Raw genomic sequence first — 25046 nt, 5'->3', positions numbered from 1 at the left:
GGGGGCAGGCGGGCGCCCGGCCCCGGCTCACACCGCCAGGTGCGGCCAGTGGGCCGTGTCGCGCAACAGCCTCCGGTCGTGCGTGGCCACGACCACCGCGGCGCCGGTCGCCTCCAGCGCCTCGGTGAGCTCCTCCACCAGCGTCATCGACAGGTGGTTGGTGGGCTCGTCGAGCAGCAGCACGTCCGGCCGGGCGGCCAGCAGGAGGGCCAGGTCCAGGCGGCGTTGCTGGCCGACCGACAGCTCGCTCACCTGCTTCCGCAGGGACTCCGCCGGCAGCAGGCCCAGGCCGGCCTCCTCGCCGAGCACCTCGGCGACCGTCCGGCGGGTGGGCGGGGGTGACTCCTGCGTCAGCCAGCCGGTACGGCTCCGCCGTACCTCGCCCTCGTCGGGCTGGAGAGCGCCGGCCAGGACGGCGAGCAGGGTGGACTTGCCCGCGCCGTTGGCCCCGGTGACGACCAGGCGTCCGCCCGCGCGCAACCGCAACGAGACCGGCCGGTCGAGCCGGCCCTTCACCCGCACGCCGTCGGCCTGGAGCAACGTCACGCCCGGCTCCGGAGCGAGCTCGGGCAGCTCGAAGCGCTGCGGCGGCTCGGGCACCGCCAGCACCTGCGCCTCCAGGGCCTCCTGCCGGCGGCGCACCGAGCGGACCAGCGCCGGGGCCCGGGTGGCGCGGGTGTGCTTGCCGGTGCCCTTGTCCGGCCGCCAGCCGGTGATCAGCCGGTCCTGCGCCGCCGACAGGTCCTGCGCCAGCCGGTCGCGTTCCTCCATCTGGGCGCGGTACTCCTGCTCCCAGCGCGCCCGCTCGGCCCGATGCCCTTCGCGGTAGCCGGCGTAGCCGCCGCCGTAGAGGCGAGGCCGGCCGTCCCGCGAAGGGTCGAGGTCGAGCACCGCGGTGCTGACGTCGGCGAGCAGGGCCCGGTCGTGGCTGACCAGGGCGATCCCGCCCGGATGGGCACGCAACCGCTCGGTCAGGTGATCGAGGCCCGCGGCGTCGAGGTGGTTGGTCGGCTCGTCCAGCAGCAGCAGGTCGTGGCCCGCGCCCAGCAGGCAGGCCAGCCGGATGCGGTAACGCTGGCCGACCGACAGCTCGGCCAGCGGCCGGTCCCGGTCGCCGACCGCGCCGAGCGCGGCCAGGGAGAGCCCGACGCGGTGGTCGGCCTCCCAGGCGCCGATCGCGTCGGCCGCGGCGAGCGCCTCGGCGTACGCGTGGTCGGCGCCGGGCCGTTCCGCTGCCAGCGCGGCGGCGGCCGCCTCGACCTGGCCGAGCACCCGGCGGACGGTGGCGAGCTCGACGTCGATCAGGTCACCGACGGTACGGCCCGCGCCGGCCGGGATCTCCTGATCGGCCACGCCGAGGCTGCCGGCCCTGGTGACCGTGCCCGAGTCGGGCGGCAGGACACCGGCCAGCACCTGCAACAACGTGGTCTTGCCCCGGCCGTTCTCCCCGACGACGCCGAGGCGCTCGCCGGGCGAGACGGTGAGGGAGACGCCGGTCAGAACCGGCCTGCCGGCACGAGCGATCGACACTTCGTGGGCATGGATGAACGACAAAGAAGACACACTTCCTCCGAGAGACGAGCCGACCGTGGGGCGCTCGCCGTCATCAGAGGAAGTAGTAATGCATGCGGCTATTGTACCCCGCCGAGGAGGACGTCCATGTGGATCACCAGGTCGCGCTGCCGGTCGGCGGGTGCCTCGTAGGCGCTCCGGCCGCCGCCGCGCAGGGTGAGCGCCTCGCGCAGGATGGCGCTGTCGCCGCGGGTGCGGAGCGCCCACTCGCCCGCGCCGCGCTTGGAGGTCACCCGGCCGGTCTCCAGCGTGTGGACCAGCCTGGCCGGGCCCAGCCCGCACCACACCACGACGGTGTCGTCGACGAGCTCGGCGGGGAGGGCGGCCACGCCGTCGCGGCACTGGCGCCAGTAGGTGTCCAGGTTGCCGCGGGTCCACGCGGCCAGCCGTACCGGGTCGACGGTGACCTGCGGCGGCTCGCCCCGGACCACGATCGGGCCCTGCGCGAGGGTCTGCCAGACGGCGGGGTTGATCTCGAAGGCCGGCCCCACGGTGACGCGGCCCTCGAACGCCTGCGGGCGCTCGCCCACGGTCTCGGGGTCGGCGGCCAGGTCGGCGGCGGTGACGTAGACGCCGTCCACGTTCATCGGCGGGCGCAGGGCCTCGTGCACGGCGGCCAGCCCGACCGGGTCCACCTCGCCCTCGGTGACCGCGACGAAGTCCACGTCGCTGGATCCGGGCCGGTAGTCGCCCAGCGCCAGCGAGCCGACGAGGTACAGGGCGGCCAGGTGGCCGGGCGCGGCACGGTCGATCAGATCGAGGTAGCGGGAGATCACCTCGGCCACGTCGGGCGGCAGGTCGCTCATGACGGGAAATCCTACGGCGGCTATTCCTCAGCGGGCTCGCAAGTATCACAATTCGCTCAAGCCAACGAAAGAAGTGTCATGAAGCGCTTTCTTGCTTTATCCACTGCTGTCTTGCTGAGCCTCCCGCTGGCCTCCGCGCCCGCCTCCGCCGGTGTCGCGGGCACGCCCGGCAGCCCCGGCGCGGGCGACCCGTACTTCCCCACGCAGGGCAACGGCGGCTACGACACCCAGCACTACGACCTGGCCCTCGACTACAACCCCAGCTCCAACGCGCTGCAGGGCGCCGCGACCATCACCTCGCGCGCCACCCAGGACCTCAGCGCCTTCAACCTCGACCTGGTCGACACCCTCACCGTCCGCTCGGTGACGGTGAACGGCGCCGCGGCCGCCTTCACCCAGTCGGGCAGCGAACTCACCGTCACCGCGGCGCTCGCGCCCGGCCAGACCTTCACCACCGTCGTCCGCTACGACGGCAAACCCACCCACGTCCTCGACCCCGACGGCTCCCGCGACGGCTGGATCCGCACCAGCGACGGCGTCTACAACGCCAACGAGCCGCAGGGCGCGATGACCTGGTACCCCGGCAACCATCACATGACCGACAAAGCCACCTACCGCTTCTCGGTCACCGTCCCCGACACCCGCGTCGCCGTCGCCAACGGCGACCTCACCTCGCGCAGCTCCGGCGGCGGGCGCACCACCTACGTCTGGGACGCGCGCCAGCCGATGGCCTCCTACCTGACCACGGTCTCGATCGGCAAGTTCGAGCTCACCGACACCACCCTGGGCGGCTACCGGACGATCACCGCGGTCGACCCCAAACTCGCCGGCCAGGCCACCGGCTTCGCCGCCCGCCACGCACCGGTCCTCGACTACTTCAGCAGCCTGTTCGGGCCCTACCCGTTCAGCTCCACCGGCGGCATCGTCGACCACGAACCGAACGTCGGCTACGCACTCGAAACCCAGACCCGGCCGATCTACCCGCGCGTGCCCAGCGACAACCTGCTCGCGCACGAGCTGGCCCACCAGTGGTTCGGCGACTCCGTGACACCCGAACGCTGGCAGGACATCTGGCTCAACGAAGGCTTCGCCACCTACGCCGAATGGCTCTGGGCCGACCGGCGCGGCGTCCGCACCGTCCAGGCCGCCTTCGACGCCGCCTACGCCGTGCCCGCCGGCGACGCCTTCTGGCAGACGCCCCCCGCCGACCCCGGCGGCCCGGCCGACCTCTTCCACGACCCCGTCTACGACCGCGGCGCCATGACCCTGCACGCCCTACGCGCCAAGGTCGGCGACACCGCCTTCTTCGCCATCCTCAAGGGCTGGGCGAGCACCTACCGGTACGGCAACGCCTCCACCGCCGACCTCCTCGCCCTGTCCGAGCAGATCTCCGGCGCCCGGCTCGACACCCTCTTCGACGCCTGGCTCTTCCAACCCGGCAAGCCCGCTCTGTGATCTTTTTGGTACGGCTTGCACCCCCGTTCCCAGCGCAAGCCGTACCAACCAGAGATAAGGTGAACGGCCATGGCCGGTCGTCCCCTGCACGAAGTCGTTGAAGCCGGATGGGCCCAAGCACTGGAGCCCGTCAGCGAGCGCATCTCCGCGATGGGCGAGTTCCTCCGCAAGGAGATCGCCGAGGGAAGGCAGTACCTTCCCTCCGGACCCCACGTCCTGAGGGCCTTCAACCAGCCCTTCGACGAGGTCAAAGTCCTCATCGTGGGCCAGGACCCCTACCCGACACCAGGACACCCCATCGGGATGTCCTTCTCCGTCGCCGCCGACGTGCGGCCGCTGCCGGGCAGCCTGGTCAACATCTACAAGGAGTACATGGCCGACCTCGAATACCCGCCGCCCGGCAACGGCGACCTGACCCCCTGGACCGAGCAGGGCGTGCTCCTGCTCAACCGCGTCCTCACCGTCGCCCCCGGCAAGCCCGCCTCCCACCGCGGCAAGGGCTGGGAAGAGGTCACCGAGCAGGCCATCCGCGCCCTCGTCGCCCGCAACAAGCCCATGGTCGCCATCCTGTGGGGCCGCGACGCGCGCAACCTCGCCCCGCTGCTCGGCGACGTCCCCCGCATCGAGTCCGCGCACCCCTCCCCGCTGTCGGCGCGCAACGGCTTCTTCGGCTCGCGGCCCTTCAGCCGGGCCAATCAGCTCCTCGTCCAGCAAGGCGCCGCCCCGGTCGAATGGAAACTGCCCTAGGCTCATTCACCATGAGTGATGAACCGAAGTTCCTGCGCCTCACGGTCGAACTGACCGTCGAGGTGCTCGATGTGAACGCCCTCCAGGCCGCCGCCCTGGCCGAGATCCGGCACCCCGAGGCCGACCTCACCGACGAGGAGCGCAAGGAGCAGGCCGAGCTGGTCACCTCCGACGACACCGGCGCCAGCTCGCTGCAGTGGCTCATCGAGCCCGACCACGTGCTGGCCCTGGTCGAGCACATCGACGAGGTCGAACCGCGTGAGGCCGTCCTGGGCGTCGAGCCGTCCGACGGGCCGAGCGACGAGGACGACGAGCACGACCACGACCACTGAGGCTCGCCGCGCTGCGCCTCTCTCTTTCTTGAGGCGCAGCGCTCCGCCTTCTGCCCGTCCAACTCGGGCAACTCGGCCCCCTTCCTCCTCAGCCCGTCCCGCCCCCTTCTGACCCCCTTTTGACCTTCTTCTGAGCCCGCCGCCCTTTTGAGCCGGCCGCCCTTCTTCTGAGCCCGCCGCCCTTCTGAGCCGGCCGCCGTTCTTATGCGCCCGCCGCTTCCCGGCACCTCAAGCTCTCTCAGCATCTGAGGCCCCCAAGCCCTCGCGTCCCGGGCTCTTCCTCGGCCCTTGAGCTCCCGGGCAGCCGCGCTCCCGGCCTCCGCGCTCTCGGGTTTCCGCGTTGTCCGGCCACCGCGTTCTCCGGCCGCCGACTTCTTCGCTTGCCCCCACTCAGCACGCGGCCGCCCCAACATCCGGCCCCCCAACCCACGCGCACCCCACGACGCGCCGCCCCTCCACCCCACACCGCCCCCGCGTCCGTACCATTACCCCCATGATCATCGCCTTCTCCATCACACCCCTGGGCGTCGGCGAGGCCGTCGCCGAACCCGTCGCCCGCGCTGTCAGGGTCGTCCGCGAAAGCGGCCTCCCCAACCGCACAGACGCCATGTTCACCACCATCGAAGGCGACTGGGACGAGGTCATGGCAGTCGTCAAACACGCAGTCGACGCCGTAGCCGAAGTCGCCCCCCGCGTAAGCCTCGTCCTCAAGGCCGACCTTCGCCCCGGCGTAACAGACGCCATGACCACCAAACTGGAATCCCTGGAACGCCACCTCACAACCGACTAACCCCCACCCGCCCAACCCCCCCTCCTCCACCCACCGCCGCCCCACCCCACGACCCCCACCTCCATACAGAGCCCCCTCAACCCCGCCCAACGCCCCCACCCAGTGCCCCTCAACCCCGCCCAACGCCCCCTCCCAGAGCCACCGCACTCCAACCCAACGCCAGCACTCCTCCGTCCACGGCACCACCCCCTCCGCCGATCGCCAGCGCCCCCGCCCAACGCCGCCACGCCCTCAGGCCCGACGTCCAGGGGTGGGGTTTTCCCTACCCCCAACCGGTTGCTAGCGAGATGGTGGCCCCCGCCCCAGCTCCCTACCGTGGACACCATGGGGCAGCAGTCGATCTACCAAGACACCAGAGACCTACTGACCGGCACAGCACGAGCCGCCGCCGCTTTCACCGTCTCAACCCTCGGCCTCGCCACCACCACGGCCCTGCTCCTCCTCCCCCTGCTCCTCCCCGGCATCGGCCTCCTCGGCCCCCTCGTCGCCCCCCTCACCCTGGCCGCGACCCTCCTAACCACCACCCACCTCACCCCCCACCCCACCAAGCCCGAAGCACCCCACCCCACCAAGCCCCCAACACCCCGTCCCTCCCCAGCCCCCCGCCACAAGACAGCCCCCCACCCCGAGACAGCGCCCCGCCCCGAGTCCCCCGGCCACCACCCCCGGCCCCGCCTCCTGACCGTCCTCACCACCCCCCAACGCTGGGCCGAACTCCTCTACGCCCTAACCGCCTTCATCGTCTTCCTCGGCGGCCTGCTCACCACCCTCACCTGGTGGACCCTCGCCCTAGCCGGCCTGTCCTACCCCCTGTACGGCTGGGCCCTGCCGTACACCCTCTGGACCCCCATGTGCGTCCTGATCGGCCTGGCCTTCGCGGTAACCCTCCCCAAGGTGATCACTTGGTGCCTCACAGCCCAACACACCTACAACGCCCTCCTCCTCACCCCCCGCCCCCACCCCAAGACCCCCACAACCCGCACCTTGGCCCCCGCCGCCTAACCCGCGTCCCCCACCACCAAGCCCACCGACTCCCGCCGTCACCCCATCACTCCGCACCGGCCGCGGCCGGCCACCGCCACCCGCCGCACCGATCACCTGTCTCAGTGATCACCTGCCTCGCCGATCACCTGCCTCACCCATCACCCGTCTCACCGATCACCCGTCTCACCGATCACCCGTCTCACCGAGCCACCTGCGCCATACGTCTCACCACCTCGTCGCCCCGTCCCCGGATCGCTCAGCCAGTCGGCCACCACCACCGCCCCCTAGAGCTGCAGCCCTCAGACGACCTCCCACGAAGGCAGGCGAGACACACCGCACACACCGGCTGAGCCCGTAGTGGATCCCTGATCGAGCCCCCCGTTGAGCCTCCGGTCTGCCTGGCTAGCCCGTTTGGAGCTGCGGCCTAGCGACACCCCCGTTCACGCGTGAGGACACGATCGCCCTCAGCACAGGGACGTCCGCCGTCCGGGGTTCGCCCCGCCAACCCAGCGGCCGAGCAACACCCACCTTGAGACCAACGCTTGCCTCCCGGAACTGAGCTGCGAGTCCCGGCTTGGGTCCTGAGCCCCAGGTTGATCGCCCTGAAGATCGGGCTCGATCCCTCCAAACTCCCGCAGATCCGCCTGAGCCATCACCCCACCAGGGCAGCCGCCGAACCACACGCGGCACTCAGCGTTCGACCCCCCCTGGAAGCCCTAGGCCCAGCACAGCGCCTGACAAATATTCGACTTCGAATATCCATTGACGAGCTCCAGTACGCGACATATCGTGTTGCCCATTCCAGTAGACACGATATGTCGCGACCCAGGAGGCGGTCATGCACCACGAACACGTGCCAGTCCTCATCGTCGGCGCCGGCTACGCCGGCCTCAGCGCAGCCGCCTCCCTGGCCTGGCGCGACGTCCCCGTCATCCTGGCCGAACGCCACCCCAGCACCTCAATCCAGCCCAAGGCCTTCGGCGTGAACTGGCGAGCCATGGAACTCCTCCGCCCCATCCCGGGCATCGAAGACCAACTCGCCTCCATCGCCGCGAAGGTCGGCGGCGACAGCATGCGCATGGCGATCGCCACCAGCCTGCGCGACCCGAACCCGCACATCCTCTTCGACGAGGAACAAGCCCAGGACATCGCCGCCCTAGCCCGCCTCACCCCCGCCCGCGACGCCGGCGCACCCCAGTCGGAGGTCGAACGCGCCCTCCGCCGCAAGGCCGAAGAACTGGGCGCCGACCTCCGCTTCAACACCGAGGTCATCGCCCTGGTCCAGGACCCCGACGGCGTAACCGTCACCCTCCGCACCCTCGTCTCCCCCGTCCCCTCCACCCCCGCGCCCGCACCCGCATCCGCATCCGCATCCGCATCCGCCCAGGGATCGCCCACCTCCACCAGCCGGACCACCCCCGCTGACTCAGCCCACCCGGGTGACTCGGCCAGCCCAGCCAGCTCGGGCGACTGGGTCAGCTCGGGCCACTCGGGTGACTCGGCCAGCTCAGCCAGTTCGGGCGACTCGGGTAACTCGGCCAGCTCAGCCAGTTCGGGCGACTCGGCCAGCCCCTCCAGCCCTTTCAACCCCCTCAGTGGGGCCAGTTCTCCTGACTCCAGCAGCTCCGCCGGTGAGCCCAGTTCCCCGGAGTCCGCCAGCTACGTCGACACCATCGTCCGGGCCGACTACGTGATCGCGGCCGATGGGTGGCGGAGTCCCCTGCGTGAGCGCCTGGGCGTCTCCACCATCGGTAAGGGGCTGCTGGGGCGGATGCGCTCGATCATGTTCGAGGCCGACCTGACCGACCTGGTCCGCGACCGGGAGGTCACCCTCTGGTACCTCCGGAACGACACCTTCACCGGCGTCTTCATCACCGGCACCGGCGTCGGGGCGCACGTGGTCGGCATCAACTTCGCCGAGGGACAGACCGAGGACGACTTCACCCCGGAGCACTGCGTGGAGCTCGTCCGCATCGCCACGGGGACCCCTGACCTCGACGTACGCCTTCTCGACCACGCGACCTTCGACCTGGGGCACGTCCTGGCCGAGCAGTACCGGGCCGGGCGGGTGTTCTTCGCGGGGGACGCCGCGCACACCATGCCGCCCACCGGAGGCCAAGGCGGCAGCCTTGCGCTCCAGGACGGGTGCGACATCGCCTGGCGGCTCTGGCTCGTTCTCACCGGACAGGCTCATCCTTCCTTCCTCGACACCTATGACGCTGAGCGGCGGCCCATCGGGGAGTTCACCGCCAATGCGCAGCTCGGGAACCTCGGGTTCCGGATGCCTCCTGCGCTGCGGGTGGGTTATCCGGAGCCGGTTGAGGATCCGGTCGCGGCTGTTCTCGGGCTTCGGGTTCACTCCTCCGCGATCCTCGCTGAGCCTGGGGATGACCTTGGCCTTCGCGAGGATCCGCGTACTCCGACCGCTCGGCCGGGTAGCCGAGCACCTCATCTTCCGCTCGACTGGGATGGGCGGGCGATCTCGACGCTCGACCTCTTCGGGGCTGGGTTCGTTCTTCTCGCTGGACCGCGGGGGCGGGACTGGGCTGAGGCAGGGCGGCAGGTTCGGGACCGGCTGGGGGTACGGCTGGCACCGCACCTCATCAATGACGAGCTGGTGGATGTCACCGGGTTCTGGCAGCACGTCTACGGCGTTGGGCCCGACGGGGCGGTGCTGGTGCGGCCCGACGGGTATATCGCTTGGCGTAGCTCGGAGGGTGTGGGTGATCCGGCGGGGGTGCTGGAGGATGTGCTCGGCCGCATCCTGGGGCGGGCTTCCGTTCCTGCGGTCTGAGCTGGGCTCGTGCGACTGAGCTGGGCCCGTGCAGCTGAGCTGTGCCGGCTCCTCATGAGCAGTGCTCGCTCCTTCTGAGCTGCGCTCAGTCCACATGCGCTGTGCTCGTTCCTCTGCGGTGCGCTTACTCCTCATGAGCTGTGCCCGCCCCGTCTGCGTGTGCTCACTCCTCATGAGCTGTGCTCGCTCCGTCTGCGGTGCGCTTACTCCTCATGAGCTGTGCTCGCCTCCTCTGCGTGTGCTCACTCCTCCTGAGGTGTGCTCGTTCCCTCCCAGGCTTGCGCGTCCTCCCCCGAGCGCTCCCTCTCCTGCCGCGCGACCAGCTCGCCCACCGGCCCCGTCATTCGGCTCGCCTTCGCTGTTTGCCGAGCCCCACCCCGGCATACCCGATCGCCGTTGATCGGCCGCTGTTCTCGTCGTCTGGCCCGCCTCCGCTCAGTCACCAGCTCGCCCTGACCTGCTCGCCTGGCCCCGCCTCCTCCCCCGCATCCCTCGGTTCCCGCACGCCCAGGGGGTGGGCAGCCAGGCGGGGTGGGCCAGGGGGTGGTGGTCAGGGGGAGGTGGACGAAGAGGGCGGTCATCGGCGCCTGCTTCCCGTGCCGTCATGGCGGGTGGGCCTGGAGGGGTGGGCGGGGCCTGGTCATGCGGCATCGTCCACGTGGAGGGGGTGCAGGGTTCCGTCAGACGGCTGGCGGAAGCGGGAGGGGCTTGGGGGTTGGTGGTGAAGGCGTGGAAGAGCGCTGGGCGCGGTGGGGCGGGCCGCTGAAGTGGGTGGTTCGGCGAGGGGCGGTGATGCGGGCGGAGGTTGGAACGTGGCCGGAGTGAGAGGGACGACGTTTCGTGGGAGGGGCACGGCCGTGGCGTTTTGTGGAAAGGGTGTGGCCGTGGCTGAGGTCGGAGCGGGGGCTGGTAGGGAAGCCGGCGTGATGGGTGGGATCTCGGCGGAGGGGGTGGAGGGGGTCGGGGCTGCGGTGAACGTGGCAGCGGTGGCTGGGGCTGGGGCGGGCGTGGCAGGGGTGAGCGCGACAGCGGTGGCTGGGGCTGGGGCTGGGGCTGGGGCTGGGGCTGGGGCTGGGGCTGGGGCGAGCGTGACAGGGGTGGTCGAGGCTGCGGCGAGCGTGGCAGGGGTGAGCGTGACAGCGGTGGCCGTGGCTGGAGCAGGGATGGGGAGGTCTAGGCGTTGGGTGGCGCAGAGCCAGTCGTTCACGGTGCCGGGGAAGGTGTTCGGAGGGTCGACCTTCAGGCAGGTGACGGCGGTGTCGCCGGGGGTGGGGTGGACGCGGAGGCTTGGGGGTGAGGGGGCGGTGGCGGTGGATCCGAAGAAGGCGGTGTCCGTGGAGCCGTGGGGGGTGGCGTCGGTGGAGCCCTGGGGAGCGGTGTCGGTGAAGGCGTAGGGGGTCTCGTCGGTGAAGGCGTAGGGGGCCTTGGTGGTGGGGGTGTAGGGGGTGAGGCGGACCAGGAAGGGGACGGGGTCGCGGTCGACGAGGAGGTGGTCGTCGATGGTGCGGGAACGGGCGGTGGGGTGGGTGGCGAGGTAGGCGAAGTGGTCGGCGGCGAGGCGAGCGGCGACGGCGCGGAGGAGGGTGATGGCGCACAGGGTGTGGGCACAGGCGGCGCCGTCCAAGGTGATCTCGGGGAGGGCGAAACGGCGCAGGCCGCGGGAGGTGACGCGGAGGCAGGCGCAGGCGCGGTTGTCGGCGGGGTTCCAGGGTGGGCAGGTGGCGTGGTCCTGGACGGTGATGTCCCAGCCCAGCCAGTCATCGTCCAGGCGGAACTCGGCGCGTTCGCCGGGGCAGCCGTCGCAGGTGAAGACGGCGCGGGCGGCCAGGGGGTCGATGACGAGGCCGCCGGACTCCTCAGCGATGGCTCGGGCGGTGGCTCGGGCGACCTGGGTGCGGAAGGGCTGTTCGTACGGCGGCGCCGTCGTGGAGACCAGGATGTGGTGGCGGGAGCGGCGGAGCAGGCGGCGGTCGTCGGGTGGGAGGTCGAGGCCGGCTGGGCGCCAGGTGCTGCGGCGGTGGGTGAGGGTGAGAGCCGGGGTGCCCAGGGCGTCGCGGGCGGCTCGGCGGTAGGGGCGGCCTATGCGCCATGGGAGGAGGGTGTCGGCGGCTACGGGGAGGCGGTCCAGGGCCACGACGAAGAGGGTGGTCAGGAGGGTGGGGAGCTTGTAGGTGATGGCCATGACTGCAGGATGCGGAAGGTTTGGTCGGCGGTGGGGGGCCGAATGGGGTTCTGGGGATAACTCGGGGGTGGGGTGGGTGGGATGTGGGGGTTTGTCGGGTAGGTGGGGCCTACAGGGGTTACGTAGGCCGGGGTCGGGCGGCTCGGGGGTGACGTGGCTCGGGGGTGACGTGGCTCGGGGGTGACGTGGCCCGAGGGTTACGTGGCCCGAGGGTTACGTGGCCCGAGGGTGACGTGGCCCGAGGGTTACGTGGCCCGAGGGTTACGTGGCCCGAGGGTTACGTGGCCCGAGGGTGACGTGGCCCGAGGGTTGGGCGGCCCGAGGGTTGGGCGGCCCGAGGGTTGAGCGGCCCGAGGGTTGAGCGGCCCGAGGGTTGAGCGGCCCGAGGGTTGAGCGGCCCGGGAGCTCGGTGGATGGCCCGGAGTTAATGCCCGGGGGGTGGGTGGCAGCCGGGCGAATGACCGGTAGTTGCGTGACCGGAAAGTGGGGACCGACAGGCGGGGTGGGCTTGGCGTAGGAGCGGCGGTTAGATGACCGGCGCCTGGGCGTCGGGGTGGAGCGTGGGCCAGACGGGGTTCGGGTGGGTTGCGGCAAGGGGGTGTGCAGCAAGGCAGCGGAGGCCTCAGGCGGGACAGGACGGGACTGGGCGAGGCGGAGCGGGACGGGAGTGGGCAAGGCGGGACGGGGCGAGGCGGGACGGGGCGGCATGGTGGATCGGAGGGGTCGGCGGCGGAGGTCGGGGGGAGGGCAGGGAAGCGCGGCGGAGGGGCCGTGGCGGCGGGTAGGTGTGGCAGAGGGGTGGGGCAGGGCGGCGGGGACAAGGGGAAAGAGGGCGGTGCGGCGGGGACAAGGGGAAAGAGGGCCGCGCGGCGGAGGGGCGCTGAGTGACCTCGATGGGAGAAAAAAGAAAATCCCGGCCAAGCGATTCGCTTGGCCGGGATCAGGTTTCCGGGGCCGGTCAGGAGACCCCGGAAGGGAGGGAGGTTACTCGGTGAAGCCGACGTTCTCCCAGACCTCCGACGAGTCCGCGAACCCGGGAGCGCCCAGGTTGGCGAGGTTCGCCTTGGCGGCCTTGATCTGCGGACGCTGGAACAGCGTCATGCGCAGCGCCTGCTCCCACAGCTTGACGTCGGCGGCGTTGGCCAGCTCGGCGGCCTTGGCCGGGTCGAGCTCGCTGGCGGCGGTGGCGAGCATCTGGTCGATCTCGTCGGTGCCGAAGTGGGTGGTGTTGTTGACGTAGACCGGCTTGCCGTCCTTGATCTCCGGCTTCTTGTAGGAGGAGACCGTGTCAGAGATCGGGAACGGGGTGCCCAGCAGCGAGAAGGAGCACAGGTCGAAGTTCGCCGCGTAGACGTAGTCGTCCCAGAACTTCTCCAGCGGGACCTGCTCGATGTTCACCTTGATGCCGATCTCGCCCAGCATGGCCTGGGCCAGCTCGGCCTCGGCCTTGGTGATCGGGACGCCGGCGCCGATGACGTAGCGGAGCACGAGCTCCTTGCCGTCCTTCTTGCGCGTCGCGCCCTCGAGCTTCCAGCCCGCCTCCTCGAGCAGGGCCTTGGCCTTGTCGGGGTTGTAGGTGCCGAACTCGCCCGCGTTCGGCTTGTAGGCCGGCTGGGTGTTGACGTAGATCAGGTTGTCCAGGGTCTTGACCGGGACGCCGAGGCCGTTGAGGTCGGACTCGGTGATCGCCTCGCGGTTGAGGCCCATGAAGACGGCCTGGCGGACCTTCTGGTCCTTCAGGATCTCGCTGCCGCCCGCGTTGAGGGTGATGTGGCGGATGTCGGGGCCGGCGGCGCGGCGGATGACCGCACCGGGGACGGCCTCGGCCTGCTTGAGGGCGGCGGCGTCGGGGCCGATGTCGGTGAAGTCGATCTCACCGTTGGCGAAGGCGCCGGTCTCGGCGTCGACCGCGAGGGTACGGAAGACGATCGAGTCGAGCTTGGCCTTGTCGCCCCAGAAGTTGTCGTCGCGGACGACGGTGAAGGTCTTGGCGGTCTGGTCAATCTTGTCCAGCTTGAAGGGGCCGCCGGTGACGCCGACCTTGTTCAGCCAGTTCTTGTTGAAGGCGTCGGGGGTGCCGGTGTCCTCGGCGGACATCAGCGGGCCGAACAGACCCTGCCACGCCTGGAACGGAGCCTTGAAGATCATGATGACTTCACGCTCGTCGGCGCCCTGCTTGATCGACTCGATCTGGTCGTAGCCGGTCGTGAAGCCCGCCTGGAACTTCTTGTCCTTGCCGCTCATGGCGTTGGCCTGGGCGATGAAGTCCTTGGCGGTGATCGGCTTGCCGTCCGACCACTTGGCCGCAGGGTTGATCTTGTAGACGATCGTCTGCGGGCTCGTGGAGGTCTGCTCGGCGCTGACCAGCAGGTCCTTGTTCGGCTTGAGGTTGCCCGAGCCGTCGGAGTCGAACGCCTGCGGGAGCAGGACGTCGGCCAGGTTGTCGGTGTCGGCCAGACCACCGTTGGCGTGCAGACGGTTGAACTGCGGCCCAAGGTTGTTGATGGCCAGGCGCAGCGTGCCGCCGTCCTTGACCTTCTCACGCGGCTGCTCGTTGATGTCCTGCGGCGGCAGTTCCTTGATCGCGCCGTCGCTGGCCGCGGGGCTGGAAGCCGGCTGCCCGGCCGGCGTGCTGGCCTGTCCGCCGCCCTGAGTCGTGCCGCCACCACCGCAGGCGGTCAGACCCAGCGCGAGGGCGGCGACACCGGCTACCGCCGTGATTCGCACCTTCACAACTCTCTCCTTCATGGGGGGAGGTCAGACGACCTCGATCTCCCGCGCGTAGTGGCAGGCGGCCGCGTGATCCTTGTCGGGATCCTGCGGCACCCGCAAGACGGCGGGTTCTTCGTTGATGCACCGGGCCTGCTCGCTCTCCTGCAGGATCGCGAACTTGGGGCATCTAGTGCGGAACCGGCAGCCCGAGGGCGGATCGGCCGGGCTCGGCAGATCTCCCTTGAGCAGAATCCGCTTCCTGGCCCGTTCCTTGTCCGGGTCGGGAATCGGAATGGCCGACAGCAACGCCTGGGTGTAGGGGTGCGCCGGCTTGGCGTACACCTCGTCCACCTTGCCGATCTCGGCGATGCGCCCGAGGTACATGACCGCGACGCGGTCGGCGATGTGCCGGACCACGGCCAGGTCGTGCGCCACGAACAGGTAGGACAACCCCAGACGGGTCTTGAGCTCCTCCAGCAGGTTGATGACACCGGCCTGGATGGAGACGTCGAGCGCGGAGACCGGCTCGTCGAGGACGACCAGTTTCGGTTCCAGGGCGAGCGCGCGGGCGATGCCGATGCGCTGGCGCTGGCCGCCGGAGAACTGGCGCGGGTAGCGGGAGGCGTGTTCGGGCGACAGGCCGACCAGGCGGAGGAGCTCGGCGACCTTGGCCTCGACCTCTTCCTTCTTGCGGCCGTGCGCGTACAGCGGTTCGGCGATGATCTGCGAGACCGGCATCCGCGGGTCGAGCGAGGCCATCGGGTCCTGGAAGACGATCTGCACGTCGCCGCGCAGGGTCTTGCGCCCGCCGGCCTTGAGCGTTCCGGTGTCCTTGCCGAGGACGACGATCTTGCCGCCTTCCGCCGGCATGAGCTTCATGATCTCCTGCAGCGTGGTCGTCTTGCCGCAGCCGGACTCGCCGACCAGGCCGAGCGTCTCGCCTTCGGCGATGTCGAAGGAGACGCCGTCGACCGCGTACACGGTGCCGACGCGGCGCTTGAAGACCGCGCCCTTCATCAGGGGGTAGTGCTTCTTCAGCCCGTCGACCGCGAGGACGGTGGGCCGCTGCTCGCGCGGGATCTCGATGCGCTCGTCGCGCGGGATCTCCGGGCGGACGAAGACGTCGGCGCTGGTCAGGTTCTTCTGCAGGATGTCGTGCACCCGGATGCAGGCGCTGGCCTGGCCGCCGCCGACCGGCACGAGCTCCGGCTCCTCGTCGTCGCAGGCGCTGACGTGCATCGGGCAGCGCGGCGCGAACGGGCAGCCGGGGGGCAGGCTGGAGGGCGAGGGCGGGTTGCCCTCGATCGGCACGAGCGGCTCGCGCCGCCCGTGGCTCTCGTCCACGCGCGGGATCGAGGCCAGCAACCCCATCGTGTACGGCATGCGTGGCTTGTAGTACACCTGGTCGACGGTCCCGGTCTCCACCGGCCGCCCGGCGTACATGACCATGACCCGGTCGGCCAGTCCCGCGACCACACCGAGGTCGTGCGTGATCATGATGAGCCCGGCCCCGGTCTCCCGGCACGCCTTCTTGAGCACTTCCAGCACCTGCGCCTGGATGGTCACGTCCAGGGCGGTCGTGGGCTCGTCGGCGATCAGCACGTCGGGGTCGTTCGCGATCGCCATGGCGATCATCGCGCGCTGCCGCATGCCGCCGGAGAACTCGTGCGGGAAGGACTTGACCCGCTGCTGCGGGTTGGGGATGCCGACCAGGTCCAGCAGGTCGACGGCCTGCTTGTAGGCCTTCTCCTTGCTCACCTTCTGGTGCACGTGGATGGCTTCGGCGATCTGGTAGCCGATGGTGAAGACCGGCGTGAAGGCCGACAGCGGGTCCTGGAAGATCATGCCGATCGACTTGCCGCGCACCTTGGCGAGCTGGGCCTCGCCGCGGCCGATCAGCTCCTCGCCGAGCAGCTTGACCGAGCCGTCGACCTTGGCGTTGTCCTGGAGCAGGCCCATGACCGCGAGTGAGGTCACCGACTTGCCCGACCCGGACTCGCCGACGATGCCCAGCACCTCGCCGCCGGCGAGGGAGTAGCTGACTCCGCGGACGGCCTGGATGTCGCCAGGGAAGGTGACGCAGAGGTCGGCGACCTCCAGCACAGTGTTCTTGCTCATCAGGCCTTCCCCGGGTCCATGGCGTCTCGAAGGGCGTCGCCGACCAGATTGATGCTCAGCACGAGCAGGATCAGCAGGCCGGCCGCGGGCAGGAAGATCCACGGGTAGGCCACCACCTGCCGGGCGCTGTCGGCGATGACGGTGCCGAGCGACACGTCGGGGGGTTGGATGCCGAAGCCGAAGAAGGACAGGCCGGTCTCGCCGAGGATCGCGCCGCCGACTCCCAGGGTCGCGTCGATGATCAGCAGCGAGGCCAGGTTGGGCAGGATGTGCCGGGTGATGACCTTCCAGGTCGGCACGCCCGCGTACACCGCGGCCAGCACGTATTCGCGTTCTCGCAGCGAGATCGTCATCGCTCTGACCACGCGGCCGGTGAGCATCCAGGCGAACAGCGCGAGCAGCAGCACGAACCAGAGCCAGCTCTCCCCCTTCAGCCGGGGGCTGAGGATGGCGATGATCAGGAAGCTGGGCAGGACGAGCAGCAGGTCGGTGAACCACATCAGGGTGCGGTCGACCCAGCCGCCGAAGTAGCCGGCGACGGCGCCGACGATCGCGGCCAGGAAGGTGGCGATGACGCCGGCCAGCAGGCCGACGATGATCGACTTCTGCATGCCGCGCAGGGTGATCGCCCAGACGTCGCCGCCGATCTGCGTGGTCCCGAACCAGTGCGACTCCGACGGCGGCTTGCGGAAGGCGCGGAAGTCCTTCTGGTTCCACTCCCAGGCGCCCAGGTGCGGCCCGACGTAGGCGAGCAGCACCAGCGCGAGCAGGAGCGTCAGGCCCAGGATGGCCTGGGGGTCGCGCACGACGCGACGCAGGATCATCTTCGTCCGCATGTCAGTTCACCCGGACTCTCGGGTCGAGGATCGCGACGAAGACGTCGGACAGGAAGGCCGCGAACAACACGCACACTCCGGTGAAGCAGGCCACCGCGGCGACGGCGTTGACGTCCTGGCTCTGGATCGACTGGATCAGCCAGGCGCCCATGCCGTGCCAGCCGAAGATGGACTCGGTGAAGGTGGCGCCGGTGAAGACCAGGCCGACGGTGAAGGCGAAGTAGGTGGCGGTCGGGATCAGCGCGGTGCGCAGCGCGTGCTTGTAGAGCGCGGTCCGCTTGCGCAGGCCCTTGGCCATCGCGGTGCGGATGAAGTCCTGGCTCAGCACGTCGAGCATCATGTTGCGCTGGTAGCGGCTGAAGACCGCGATCTGGATGCCGGCCAGCGTGATGGTCGGCAGGATGAGGTGGTTGATCCGGTTGGTGAACTGATCCCAGCCGGTCAGCCCCGGCGAGTACTCGCCGACGAACTCGATGCCCAGCCCCCACGACTCGTTGCCCATGGTGGTGACCAGGATGAGCAGGGTCGCCATGACGAAGGTGGGCGTGGAGAGGATGACGAAGGCGACGCCGGTGAAGAACCGGTCCGCTATGCCGTACTGCTTGATCGCGGTGAAGGCTCCGATCAGCACGCCCAGCGTGGCGCCGAGGACGGTGCCGATGATCATCAGCCGGAGGCTGACCCCCACCCGGCGGCCCAGCTCGTCGTTGACGTTGCCGCCCATGAAGGTCTTGCCGAAGTCACCCTGGACCACGTCGCCCGCCCAGCGGACGTACCGCTCGAAGACGGGGGTGCGGTCGTTGAGGTTGGTGTCGTTCAGCGTGGCCTCGATGACCTCTGCCGAGACGGGCGGCTGCCGGTTGGCGAAGTTCACCCGCGGATTGAGCGTGGAAGCCGCCAGCATGTAGGCGAAGCTGGTCGCGATCACCACCAGCACGAGCTGTGTGACCAGCTTCCGTAGCAGGAACTTGCCCATCACCCTCCGATCACCTGACGGACGGAGGGTGGGTCGCCACCCGAACGCCGCCCGACATCGGAGCCGACTTGATAATCGTTTGACAGCTCCGTGACTACACCGCGCAGATTAATCGGCTGGATGTAACAGTCCGCCACGTCCCACATAACGGGATGGTCACCGGACCAAGACACAAAAAGTCCCAGTCAAGCGGATTTTGTCCACTTGACCAGGACTTTTCGCGGTCAGTAACGCTGTCGGGAAGGGCTAAGTGTCACAAAACCCGGACATTGTCACGAACTACTCACCGTGTTGCCGCACTTCCGGGAAATGGCAGGCCACCTGGTGTCCAGAGCCCTGCTCGGCGAGCGGCGGCTCCTGACTGGCGCAGATGTCCTGGGCCTTCCAGCAGCGGGTGCGGAAGCGGCATCCGGTGGGCGGGTTGAGCGGGCTCGGCACGTCGCCGGTGAGGATGATCCGCTCGCGCCGGCGCTCCTCCTCCGGGTTCGCGCTCGGGGCCGCCGACAGCAGCGCCTGGGTGTAGGGGTGCATCGGCCGGTCGTACAGCTCGTCGCGCGGGCCGACCTCCACGACCTTGCCCAGGTACATGACGGCCACCCGGTCGGAGATGTGCCGGACCACCGACAGGTCGTGCGCGATGAAGACGTAGGCCAGCCCCAGCTTGTCCTGGAGGTCCTCCAGCAGGTTGACCACGCCCGCCTGCACCGAGACGTCCAGCGCGGACACCGGCTCGTCCAGGATGAGCAGCTTGGGCTCCAGGGCCAGCGCGCGGGCGATGCCGACACGCTGGCGCTGGCCGCCGGAGAACTCGTGCGGGTAGCGGTTGCCGTGCTCGGGCGACAGGCCCACCAGGCGCAGCAGCTCGGCCACCCGGGCCGGGCCCTTCTTGGCGTCCCAGAGCCCGTGCACCTTCAGCGGCTCGGCGATGATGTCGTTGACCGGCATCTTCGGGTTGAGCGAGGCGTAGGGGTCCTGGAAGACGATCTGCATGTCCCGGCGGACCGCCTGCAGGCCCTTGGGGCTGAGCGTGGTCAGCTCCTTGCCGTCGAAGCGGACCGAGCCGGCGGTGGGCTTGTGGAGCTGCAGGATGGCCCGTCCGGTGGTGGACTTGCCGCAGCCCGACTCGCCCACGACGCCGAGCGTCTCGCCCGCCTCCACCCGCAGGGAGACGTGGCTGACCGCCTGGACGTGGCCGACCGTGCGGCGCAGGAAGCCCTTGCTCTTGACCGGGAAGTTCATGACCAGGTCGGAGACCTCGAGCAGAGCCATCAGTTGCCTCCCTTGAAGAACACGGTCGGGTCGGCCACGCGGGCCAGTTCCGGCCAGCGGTGACAGGCCGCGAGGTGCCCGGCGTGGTCGGTCGGGGCCAGTTCGGGCTCCGCCGTACGGCATTCCTCGGTGACCAGCGGGCACCGCGGCGAGAAGGGGCAGCCCTGCGGGAGGTGGATGAGGCTGGGCGGCGTGCCCTTGATCGGCCGCAACCGCCCCTGGGTGGAGTTCTCCAGCGACGGGATGGACCCCAGCAGACCCGCGGTGTACGGCATGCGAGGCGTGGTGAAGACCGGGTCGACCTCGCCCACCTCCACCGGCCGCCCGGCGTACATGACCAGCACGCGGTGGGCCATGCCCGCGATGACGCCGAGGTCGTGCGTGATCAGCACGATCGCCGCGTCCACCGCGTCCTTGACCTCCAGCAGCTTCTCCAGGATCTGCGCCTGGACGGTCACGTCGAGGGCCGTGGTGGGCTCGTCGGCGATGATCACGTCCGGGTTGTTGATGACCGCCATGGCGATCATCGCGCGCTGCCGCATGCCGCCGGAGAACTCGTGCGGGTAGGCCTTGAGCCGCGCCTCGGCCTGCGGGATGCCGACCAGGTCGAGCATCTCCCTGGCGCGGGCCAGGGCCTGCTTGCGCGGGATCAGGGAGTGTGCCAGGACCGCCTCGGCGAGCTGGTCGCCGATGGTGTGGACCGGGTTGAGCGCGGTCATCGGGTCCTGGAAGATCATGGCGATCTTCCGGCCGCGCAGGTCGCGCCGCTTGCGCTCGGACATGCCGAGCAGGTCCTGCCCGCGGTAGTGGATGGAACCGGTGATCCGGGCGCTCCTGGGCAGCAGGCCCATGACCGCCATGGAGGAGACCGACTTGCCCGAGCCGGACTCGCCGACGATGCCCAGGACCTCGCGCTCGCGCACCGAGTAGGTGACTCCGCGGACCGCCTTGACCAGGCCGTCGTCGGTGGGGAAGCTCACCTGCAGGTTCTCCACCCGCAGGACCTCGGTCTCGCTCGGCCGCTTGGCGTCGCTCAGCGTCTTGGCGATGTGAAGGTCGCTCATCAGCCACGCACCCTGTTCTGTCGCGGGTCGAACGCGTCGCGCAGGCCGTCGCCGATGAAGTTGACCGACAGGGCGATCGCGATGATGAAGATGCCGGGCCACCAGAACAACCACGGGCGGACCGTCATCGCGGAGCGGTACTCGTTGATGAGCACGCCGAGGGAGGTGTCCGGGAACTTCACGCCGAAGCCCAGGAAGGACAGCCCGGACTCCAGCAGGATGCCGGAGGAGATGGCCAGCGTCGCGGAGACGATGATCACGCCCAGGCAGTTGGGCAGGATGTGCTTGAAGATGATGCGCTTGGCCGGGGTGCCGACCGCGCGGGCCGCCTCCACGAACTCCTTCTCCCGCAGGGAGAGGAACTCGCCGCGGACCAGGCGGGCGACGCCGGTCCAGGTGATGACGCCGAGCATGGCGGCCAGGAAGTACGGGCCGAGGTTGCCGGCGATCATGCCGACCACGGCCGCGATGACCAGGGTCGGGATGGTGATCATCACGTCGGTGAAGCGCATGAGCAGCGTCTCGACCCGGCCGCGGAAGTAGCCGGCCAGGGCGCCGATGACCGTGCCGATGAGCGTCGAGACCAGGCCGATCATGACGGCGACGATGATCGAGATCTGCGCGCCGCGCATCACCAGGGCGAAGTAGTCCTTGCCCAGGTTGTCCTGGCCGAAGGGGTGCTCGCCGAGGCTGAACGGCCACACGGTGAGCGTCGGCCGGCCGCCGGCGATCACGGTGCCGGTCACGTCGTAGCTGTGCTTCCACCAGCCGGGCAGCGGCCCGAAGCCGATGGAGCTGAAGGCCAGCGCGAAGACCAGCGCGAACAGCACCATGCCCACCATCGCGCCGCGATGGCGGAAGAACCGGCGGACGACGAGCTGGCGCTGGGTCTTGGCCTTGATGGCCATGCCCTGGGCTTCGCTGGTGTGCGGGGTCTCGGTGGTTGCGCTCATGACAGACGGATCCTCGGGTCGAGGTAGGCGTAGGCGACGTCGGCGATCATGTTCCAGAGCACGATCGAGATGCCCACGACCAGGAAGAAGCCCATGACGGGCAGCGGGTCCACCTCGTGCAGCGCCTTGGTGAACAGCGAGCCCATGCCCTTCCAGCCGAAGACGGACTCGGTGACCACCGCGCCGCCGACGACTCCGGCGAAGTCGAGCGCCAGGATCGTGGTGATGGGGATCATGCCGTTACGGAAGGCGTGCTTGACGATGACCGTGCGCTCGGGCAGGCCCTTGGCGCGAGCCGTACGGACGTAGTCCTGGTTCATCACCTCGAGCATCGAGGCGCGGCTGTAGCGCGAGTGGCTGGCCAGGCCCACCAGGATCAGCGCCAGGGTCGGCAGCAGCAGGTGGGTGGCGGCGTCGAGGGAGACGTGCCAGAAGTCGCCGGTGTAGTTCGGCGTGGCCGAGCCGATGGTGGCGATCGGGCGGCCGTTGACCGACGCGGAGTAGCTGTCCCACGCCTGGAGCAGGCGGTCGACGAAGATCAGCGCGGCGGTGAACAGGCCGCTGGCGATGGCCAGCGGAATCGCCTGGCGGCGCAGCAGGCCGCCCACGCCGTACCCGATGGCCGCGCAGACCACGACGGTCAGCAGGGCGAAGCCGAGCAGTTCGAGCACGCTGGGGTCGGCCAGGAGGCTCTGCAGCGGCAGGTAGAGCAGGATGCCGACCGCGGCGGCGGCCAGGGCCGCGTACAGCGGGCGGGGGTGCTCGTAGCCGGAGATCAGCAGCGCGAGCCCGGCGGCGGCCAGGAGCGAGACGATCGCGATGAACGGCAGGCCGAGCCCGGGGTCGGCGAACCAGTGCGTCTCGGACAGGAAGAACAGCACCGCGCCGGTGCTGACCAGGCCGATCGCGAAGGCCGACAGGCGGAGCTTGGCCGAGCCGGTGAAGACGGCGGCCCACAGCAGCCCGGCGAGCACCGCGATGGCGGCGATGACGCCGATCGGGATCGTCGGGTCCTTGAGCCAGGTGTTGAACTCGATCGCGACGTACTGCTTGAGCATCGTGGCCACCCAGAACAGCGGCAGCGAGAAGCAGACGAAGGCGGCGAAGGTGATGGCGTGGTCGAAGGCGCTGTACTGACGCAGCGCGGAGACGATGCCGATGGTGATGCCGATCACCGCGCCCAGGACGGTCGCGATGACGACGAGCTGGAGGGTCGCGGTCATGGCCGAGCCGACCATGCTGGCGACGTCCTCGCCGTTCTTGGAAATGCCCAGGTCGCCGCGGAACACGCCGGCCAGCCAGGACAGGTAGCGCAGCGGGACGGGCACGTCGAGCTGCATGTTCTTGGTCCGGAAGGCCATCTTCTGCTGGGCTTCCGGGGTGTTCTGCTCGCGAAGGTCGGCGAGCGGGTCACCGGACAGGGCGACCAGGACGTACATGATGAACGTCGCGACGAGCAGAACCAGCGTGGCTGTGGCCAGCCGGCGCGCGATGAAGGCGAGCAAGGGGTCACCGTCCTCCTGAGTGCGGCTCCCGCCGGCCGTGGAGGGGGTGGCCTGGGACGTTCGGCGGGCAGTTGACCTACGCGGCGGGGCCGGGGTTCGATCCCGGCCCCGCGGCGTGAGTTAGCGGACTAGTTGACGGCCCACTGGGGAGCGCTGAGCGTGACCGAAGCCTGGGTGGGGTTCGGGGTCACGCCGGTGATGTTCTCGCTCCACGCGGTCATCCGCGGGTGGCTGAACAGCGGGATGGTGGCGACGTCCTTCCACAGGAGCTTCTCGACCTCGATGGTGAGCTGCTTCTGCTTGGCCAGGTCGGTCTCGCTGACGATCTGGTCCAGGAGCTTGTCGACCTCGGGGTTGGAGTAGCAGCCCTTGTTGTTGGACTTCTTCTCCGCGGTGCAGGCGGTGGGCGTCTTGTAGGCGGCCGGCCAGCCGGAGACCAGCGCGGAGCCGGCCCAGCCGAACAGGGCCACGTCGAAGTCGCCGGTGGCCAGCGCGCCGGCCGGGTCGAAGAACTTCTCGGAGCCGGAGTCGACGACCTCGAAGCCGGCCTGGTCACAGGAGGCCTTGATCAGCTCGACGGTCTGGGCGCGGCGCGGGTTCGGCTGGATGTAGCCGACCTTGACCTTGACCTTGCCGGACTGGCCGGCCTCGGCGAGCAGGCTCTTGGCCTTCTCCAGGTCGACGTTCTCGTAGCCGTGGGTGCCGATGCCGGCGACGGTGTCGGCGTAGTTCTCCTGGAACGGCGCGACGTTGCGGGCCTGCATGACGACCGCGTTCGGGTCCTGCGGCTTGACCAGGTTGTCGACGATCTGCTGGCGCGGCACGCAGAGCGCGAAGGCCTGGCGGACCTTCGCGTCCTTCATGACGCCCTTGTTGAAGTTGAAGTCCAGGTGGTCGTAGAGGAACTGCGACCCGGTCTCCACCTTCACGCCCGGCAGGCCCTGGACCTGGGTGAGCACGTCGGCGTTGGCCTGCGGCTCGATGATGTTGACTTCGCCGTTCTGCAGCGCCTGGACCTGCTCGGGGCCGGAGATCTGGCGGACGACCAGCTTGCCGATCTTGGCCTTCTCGCCCCAGTAGTTGGGGTTCGGGACCAGGGTGACGTTCTGGCCGGCCGCGAAGCTCTCGAACTGGAACGGTCCAGAGCTGGGGATCAGCTTGGCGTCGGGCAGCTTGCCGTTGAAGATCCAGCCCTTGTTGTAGAACTCGGCGGCCTTCTTCAGCTTGGCGTGGTCCTTGGCCTGGATCGCCGCGAGCATCTCGTCGACGGTCAGGCCGCCCTGCTCGGCGACGACGTGCGGCGGCATGTCCACCACGGAGGTGCCGGCCCAGTCGGCGTACGTCTTGGAGTACTTGAGGGTGATCTCCTTGTCGCCGGGCTTGCACGACGGCATCTCGATCTTGTCCCACGGGTCGGTCGAGATGTAGGAGAACTCGGGGAACTCACCCGAGGCGACGGCCCACTTGAACAGCACGTCGGTGCAGCCGATGGCCTTGCCGTCGGACCAGGCGGCGTTCGGGTTGAAGGTGTACTTCACCGTCAGCGGGCTGTCGGAGACCTTCTCGTACGAGCCCATGTCGGTGTTCGGCTCGACGCCGCCGCTCTTGGAGTACTTCCACATGTCACTCTGCACGAGCTGAGTGATGATGTGGTTCTTCGTGGAGTAGTCCTCGGGGGTGTTGCCGTTGTAGGAGCTGATCTCCTGGTCAAAGGCAAAGGTCACCGTGGCGTTGCTCGCCGCGGGCTTGCTGCCCGCGTCAGACGGCTTGGCCTCGGGGGTGCCGGAGGTCGAGCCACAGGCGCTCAGAACCAGCGCGGCGCTGACCGCGACGGCAAGGGCGCCCCCCGCCCTGCGTGAAAAAGACACGTACATGCTCCTTCGGGGTCATGCAGGGGCGCACGCCGATCAACCATCGAACCCGCCCCCGGGAGAAGAAGCCGCCAATACGC

18 protein-coding genes are annotated in these 25046 nt (G+C 69.6%); 6 read left to right on the top strand and 12 right to left on the bottom strand.

From position 1 onward, the window contains the following. Positions 1–27: 27 nt before the first annotated feature. Entirely contained in the window at positions 28–1530 is a 1503-nt protein-coding gene (locus AB0I67_RS04495; protein ID WP_357917445.1) for an ATP-binding cassette domain-containing protein, read from the bottom strand. A gap of 101 nt (positions 1531–1631) precedes the next feature. Then, positions 1632–2378 (bottom strand): nucleotidyltransferase domain-containing protein, encoded by a 747-nt coding sequence (locus AB0I67_RS04490; RefSeq protein WP_357917442.1) that lies wholly within the window; start codon positions 2376–2378, stop codon positions 1632–1634. A gap of 111 nt (positions 2379–2489) precedes the next feature. Here AB0I67_RS04490 and AB0I67_RS04485 point away from each other — a divergent pair, with 111 nt between their 5' ends. The 6 genes from AB0I67_RS04485 to AB0I67_RS04460 all read left to right on the top strand — a co-directional run bounded on the left by AB0I67_RS04485 (position 2490) and on the right by AB0I67_RS04460 (position 9480). Continuing rightward, positions 2490–3833, top strand: a complete 1344-nt coding sequence (locus AB0I67_RS04485; RefSeq protein WP_357917439.1) for a M1 family metallopeptidase — start codon at positions 2490–2492, stop codon at positions 3831–3833. A 69-nt stretch (positions 3834–3902) separates the two neighbouring features. Continuing rightward, a complete protein-coding gene (locus AB0I67_RS04480; RefSeq protein ID WP_357917436.1) occupies positions 3903–4580 on the top strand; it encodes a uracil-DNA glycosylase in 678 nt (225 codons plus the stop codon). 11 nt (positions 4581–4591) lie between these two features. Beyond that, the gene (locus AB0I67_RS04475; protein ID WP_357917433.1) at positions 4592–4912 is read left to right on the top strand and encodes a hypothetical protein; all 321 of its coding nucleotides are present in this window, start codon (positions 4592–4594) and stop codon (positions 4910–4912) included. Positions 4913–5405: 493 nt separating this feature from the next. After that, entirely contained in the window at positions 5406–5702 is a 297-nt protein-coding gene (locus AB0I67_RS04470) for an MTH1187 family thiamine-binding protein (protein WP_357917430.1), read from the top strand. A gap of 324 nt (positions 5703–6026) precedes the next feature. After that, positions 6027–6704, top strand: coding sequence for a hypothetical protein (locus tag AB0I67_RS04465; protein WP_357917427.1), 678 nt, complete (start codon positions 6027–6029; stop codon positions 6702–6704). An 820-nt stretch (positions 6705–7524) separates the two neighbouring features. After that, positions 7525–9480: an FAD-dependent monooxygenase gene (locus AB0I67_RS04460; protein ID WP_357917425.1), complete on the top strand. Its 1956-nt coding sequence runs from the start codon at positions 7525–7527 to the stop codon at positions 9478–9480. A gap of 640 nt (positions 9481–10120) precedes the next feature. On the opposite strand, the gene AB0I67_RS04455 is transcribed toward AB0I67_RS04460, so the two are convergent. From AB0I67_RS04455 to AB0I67_RS04410, 10 genes are all read right to left on the bottom strand, one after another. Further along, positions 10121–11662 (bottom strand): hypothetical protein, encoded by a 1542-nt coding sequence (locus AB0I67_RS04455; RefSeq protein WP_357917422.1) that lies wholly within the window; start codon positions 11660–11662, stop codon positions 10121–10123. Positions 11663–12646: 984 nt separating this feature from the next. Then, positions 12647–14395 carry an ABC transporter family substrate-binding protein gene (locus AB0I67_RS04450; RefSeq protein ID WP_357917419.1) on the bottom strand — a complete coding sequence of 583 codons (1749 nt, stop codon included), beginning with the start codon at positions 14393–14395 and terminating at the stop codon, positions 12647–12649. Positions 14396–14419: 24 nt separating this feature from the next. Beyond that, positions 14420–16492, bottom strand: a complete 2073-nt coding sequence (locus AB0I67_RS04445; RefSeq protein ID WP_357917416.1) for an ABC transporter ATP-binding protein — start codon at positions 16490–16492, stop codon at positions 14420–14422. After that, positions 16492–17328, bottom strand: a complete 837-nt coding sequence (locus AB0I67_RS04440; protein WP_357917414.1) for an ABC transporter permease — start codon at positions 17326–17328, stop codon at positions 16492–16494. Before AB0I67_RS04440 ends, AB0I67_RS04445 begins: the two co-directional genes overlap by 1 nt. A gap of 1 nt (position 17329) precedes the next feature. After that, positions 17330–18304 (bottom strand): ABC transporter permease, encoded by a 975-nt coding sequence (locus tag AB0I67_RS04435; protein WP_357917411.1) that lies wholly within the window; start codon positions 18302–18304, stop codon positions 17330–17332. A gap of 279 nt (positions 18305–18583) precedes the next feature. Beyond that, positions 18584–19573 (bottom strand): dipeptide ABC transporter ATP-binding protein, encoded by a 990-nt coding sequence (locus tag AB0I67_RS04430; protein ID WP_357917408.1) that lies wholly within the window; start codon positions 19571–19573, stop codon positions 18584–18586. Next, positions 19573–20637 carry an ABC transporter ATP-binding protein gene (locus AB0I67_RS04425; RefSeq protein ID WP_357917405.1) on the bottom strand — a complete coding sequence of 355 codons (1065 nt, stop codon included), beginning with the start codon at positions 20635–20637 and terminating at the stop codon, positions 19573–19575. The genes AB0I67_RS04430 and AB0I67_RS04425 overlap by 1 nt, the downstream gene beginning before the upstream one ends. Then, complete coding sequence (locus tag AB0I67_RS04420; protein WP_357917402.1) at positions 20637–21590, bottom strand: ABC transporter permease; 954 nt, start codon at positions 21588–21590, stop codon at positions 20637–20639. The genes AB0I67_RS04425 and AB0I67_RS04420 overlap by 1 nt, the downstream gene beginning before the upstream one ends. Beyond that, on the bottom strand, positions 21587–23095 hold the full coding sequence (locus AB0I67_RS04415; RefSeq protein WP_357917400.1) for an ABC transporter permease: 1509 nt from the start codon (positions 23093–23095) through the stop codon (positions 21587–21589). The genes AB0I67_RS04420 and AB0I67_RS04415 overlap by 4 nt, the downstream gene beginning before the upstream one ends. A 128-nt stretch (positions 23096–23223) precedes the next feature. Next, complete coding sequence (locus tag AB0I67_RS04410) at positions 23224–24963, bottom strand: ABC transporter family substrate-binding protein (protein WP_357917397.1); 1740 nt, start codon at positions 24961–24963, stop codon at positions 23224–23226. Positions 24964–25046: the final 83 nt, after the last annotated feature.

The sequence above is a fragment of the Nonomuraea sp. NPDC050310 genome (assembly GCF_040655795.1).
Taxonomy (GTDB): domain Bacteria; phylum Actinomycetota; class Actinomycetes; order Streptosporangiales; family Streptosporangiaceae; genus Nonomuraea.
The sequence above is the reverse complement of the archived record's forward strand: the minus strand, read 5'-3'. Positions and strand labels throughout refer to the sequence as shown.

Coding starts and splice junctions, on each gene's coding strand:
- AB0I67_RS04475 (WP_357917433.1), top strand. CDS start 4,592: ATGAGTGATGAACCGAAGTTCCTGCGCCTCACGGTCGAACTGACCGTC.
- AB0I67_RS04445 (WP_357917416.1), bottom strand. CDS start 16,492: ATGAGCAAGAACACTGTGCTGGAGGTCGCCGACCTCTGCGTCACCTTC.
- AB0I67_RS04480 (WP_357917436.1), top strand. CDS start 3,903: ATGGCCGGTCGTCCCCTGCACGAAGTCGTTGAAGCCGGATGGGCCCAA.
- AB0I67_RS04440 (WP_357917414.1), bottom strand. CDS start 17,328: ATGCGGACGAAGATGATCCTGCGTCGCGTCGTGCGCGACCCCCAGGCC.
- AB0I67_RS04430 (WP_357917408.1), bottom strand. CDS start 19,573: ATGGCTCTGCTCGAGGTCTCCGACCTGGTCATGAACTTCCCGGTCAAG.
- AB0I67_RS04460 (WP_357917425.1), top strand. CDS start 7,525: ATGCACCACGAACACGTGCCAGTCCTCATCGTCGGCGCCGGCTACGCC.
- AB0I67_RS04425 (WP_357917405.1), bottom strand. CDS start 20,637: ATGAGCGACCTTCACATCGCCAAGACGCTGAGCGACGCCAAGCGGCCG.
- AB0I67_RS04490 (WP_357917442.1), bottom strand. CDS start 2,378: ATGAGCGACCTGCCGCCCGACGTGGCCGAGGTGATCTCCCGCTACCTC.
- AB0I67_RS04455 (WP_357917422.1), bottom strand. CDS start 11,662: ATGGCCATCACCTACAAGCTCCCCACCCTCCTGACCACCCTCTTCGTC.
- AB0I67_RS04470 (WP_357917430.1), top strand. CDS start 5,406: ATGATCATCGCCTTCTCCATCACACCCCTGGGCGTCGGCGAGGCCGTC.
- AB0I67_RS04465 (WP_357917427.1), top strand. CDS start 6,027: ATGGGGCAGCAGTCGATCTACCAAGACACCAGAGACCTACTGACCGGC.
- AB0I67_RS04420 (WP_357917402.1), bottom strand. CDS start 21,590: ATGAGCGCAACCACCGAGACCCCGCACACCAGCGAAGCCCAGGGCATG.
- AB0I67_RS04435 (WP_357917411.1), bottom strand. CDS start 18,304: ATGGGCAAGTTCCTGCTACGGAAGCTGGTCACACAGCTCGTGCTGGTG.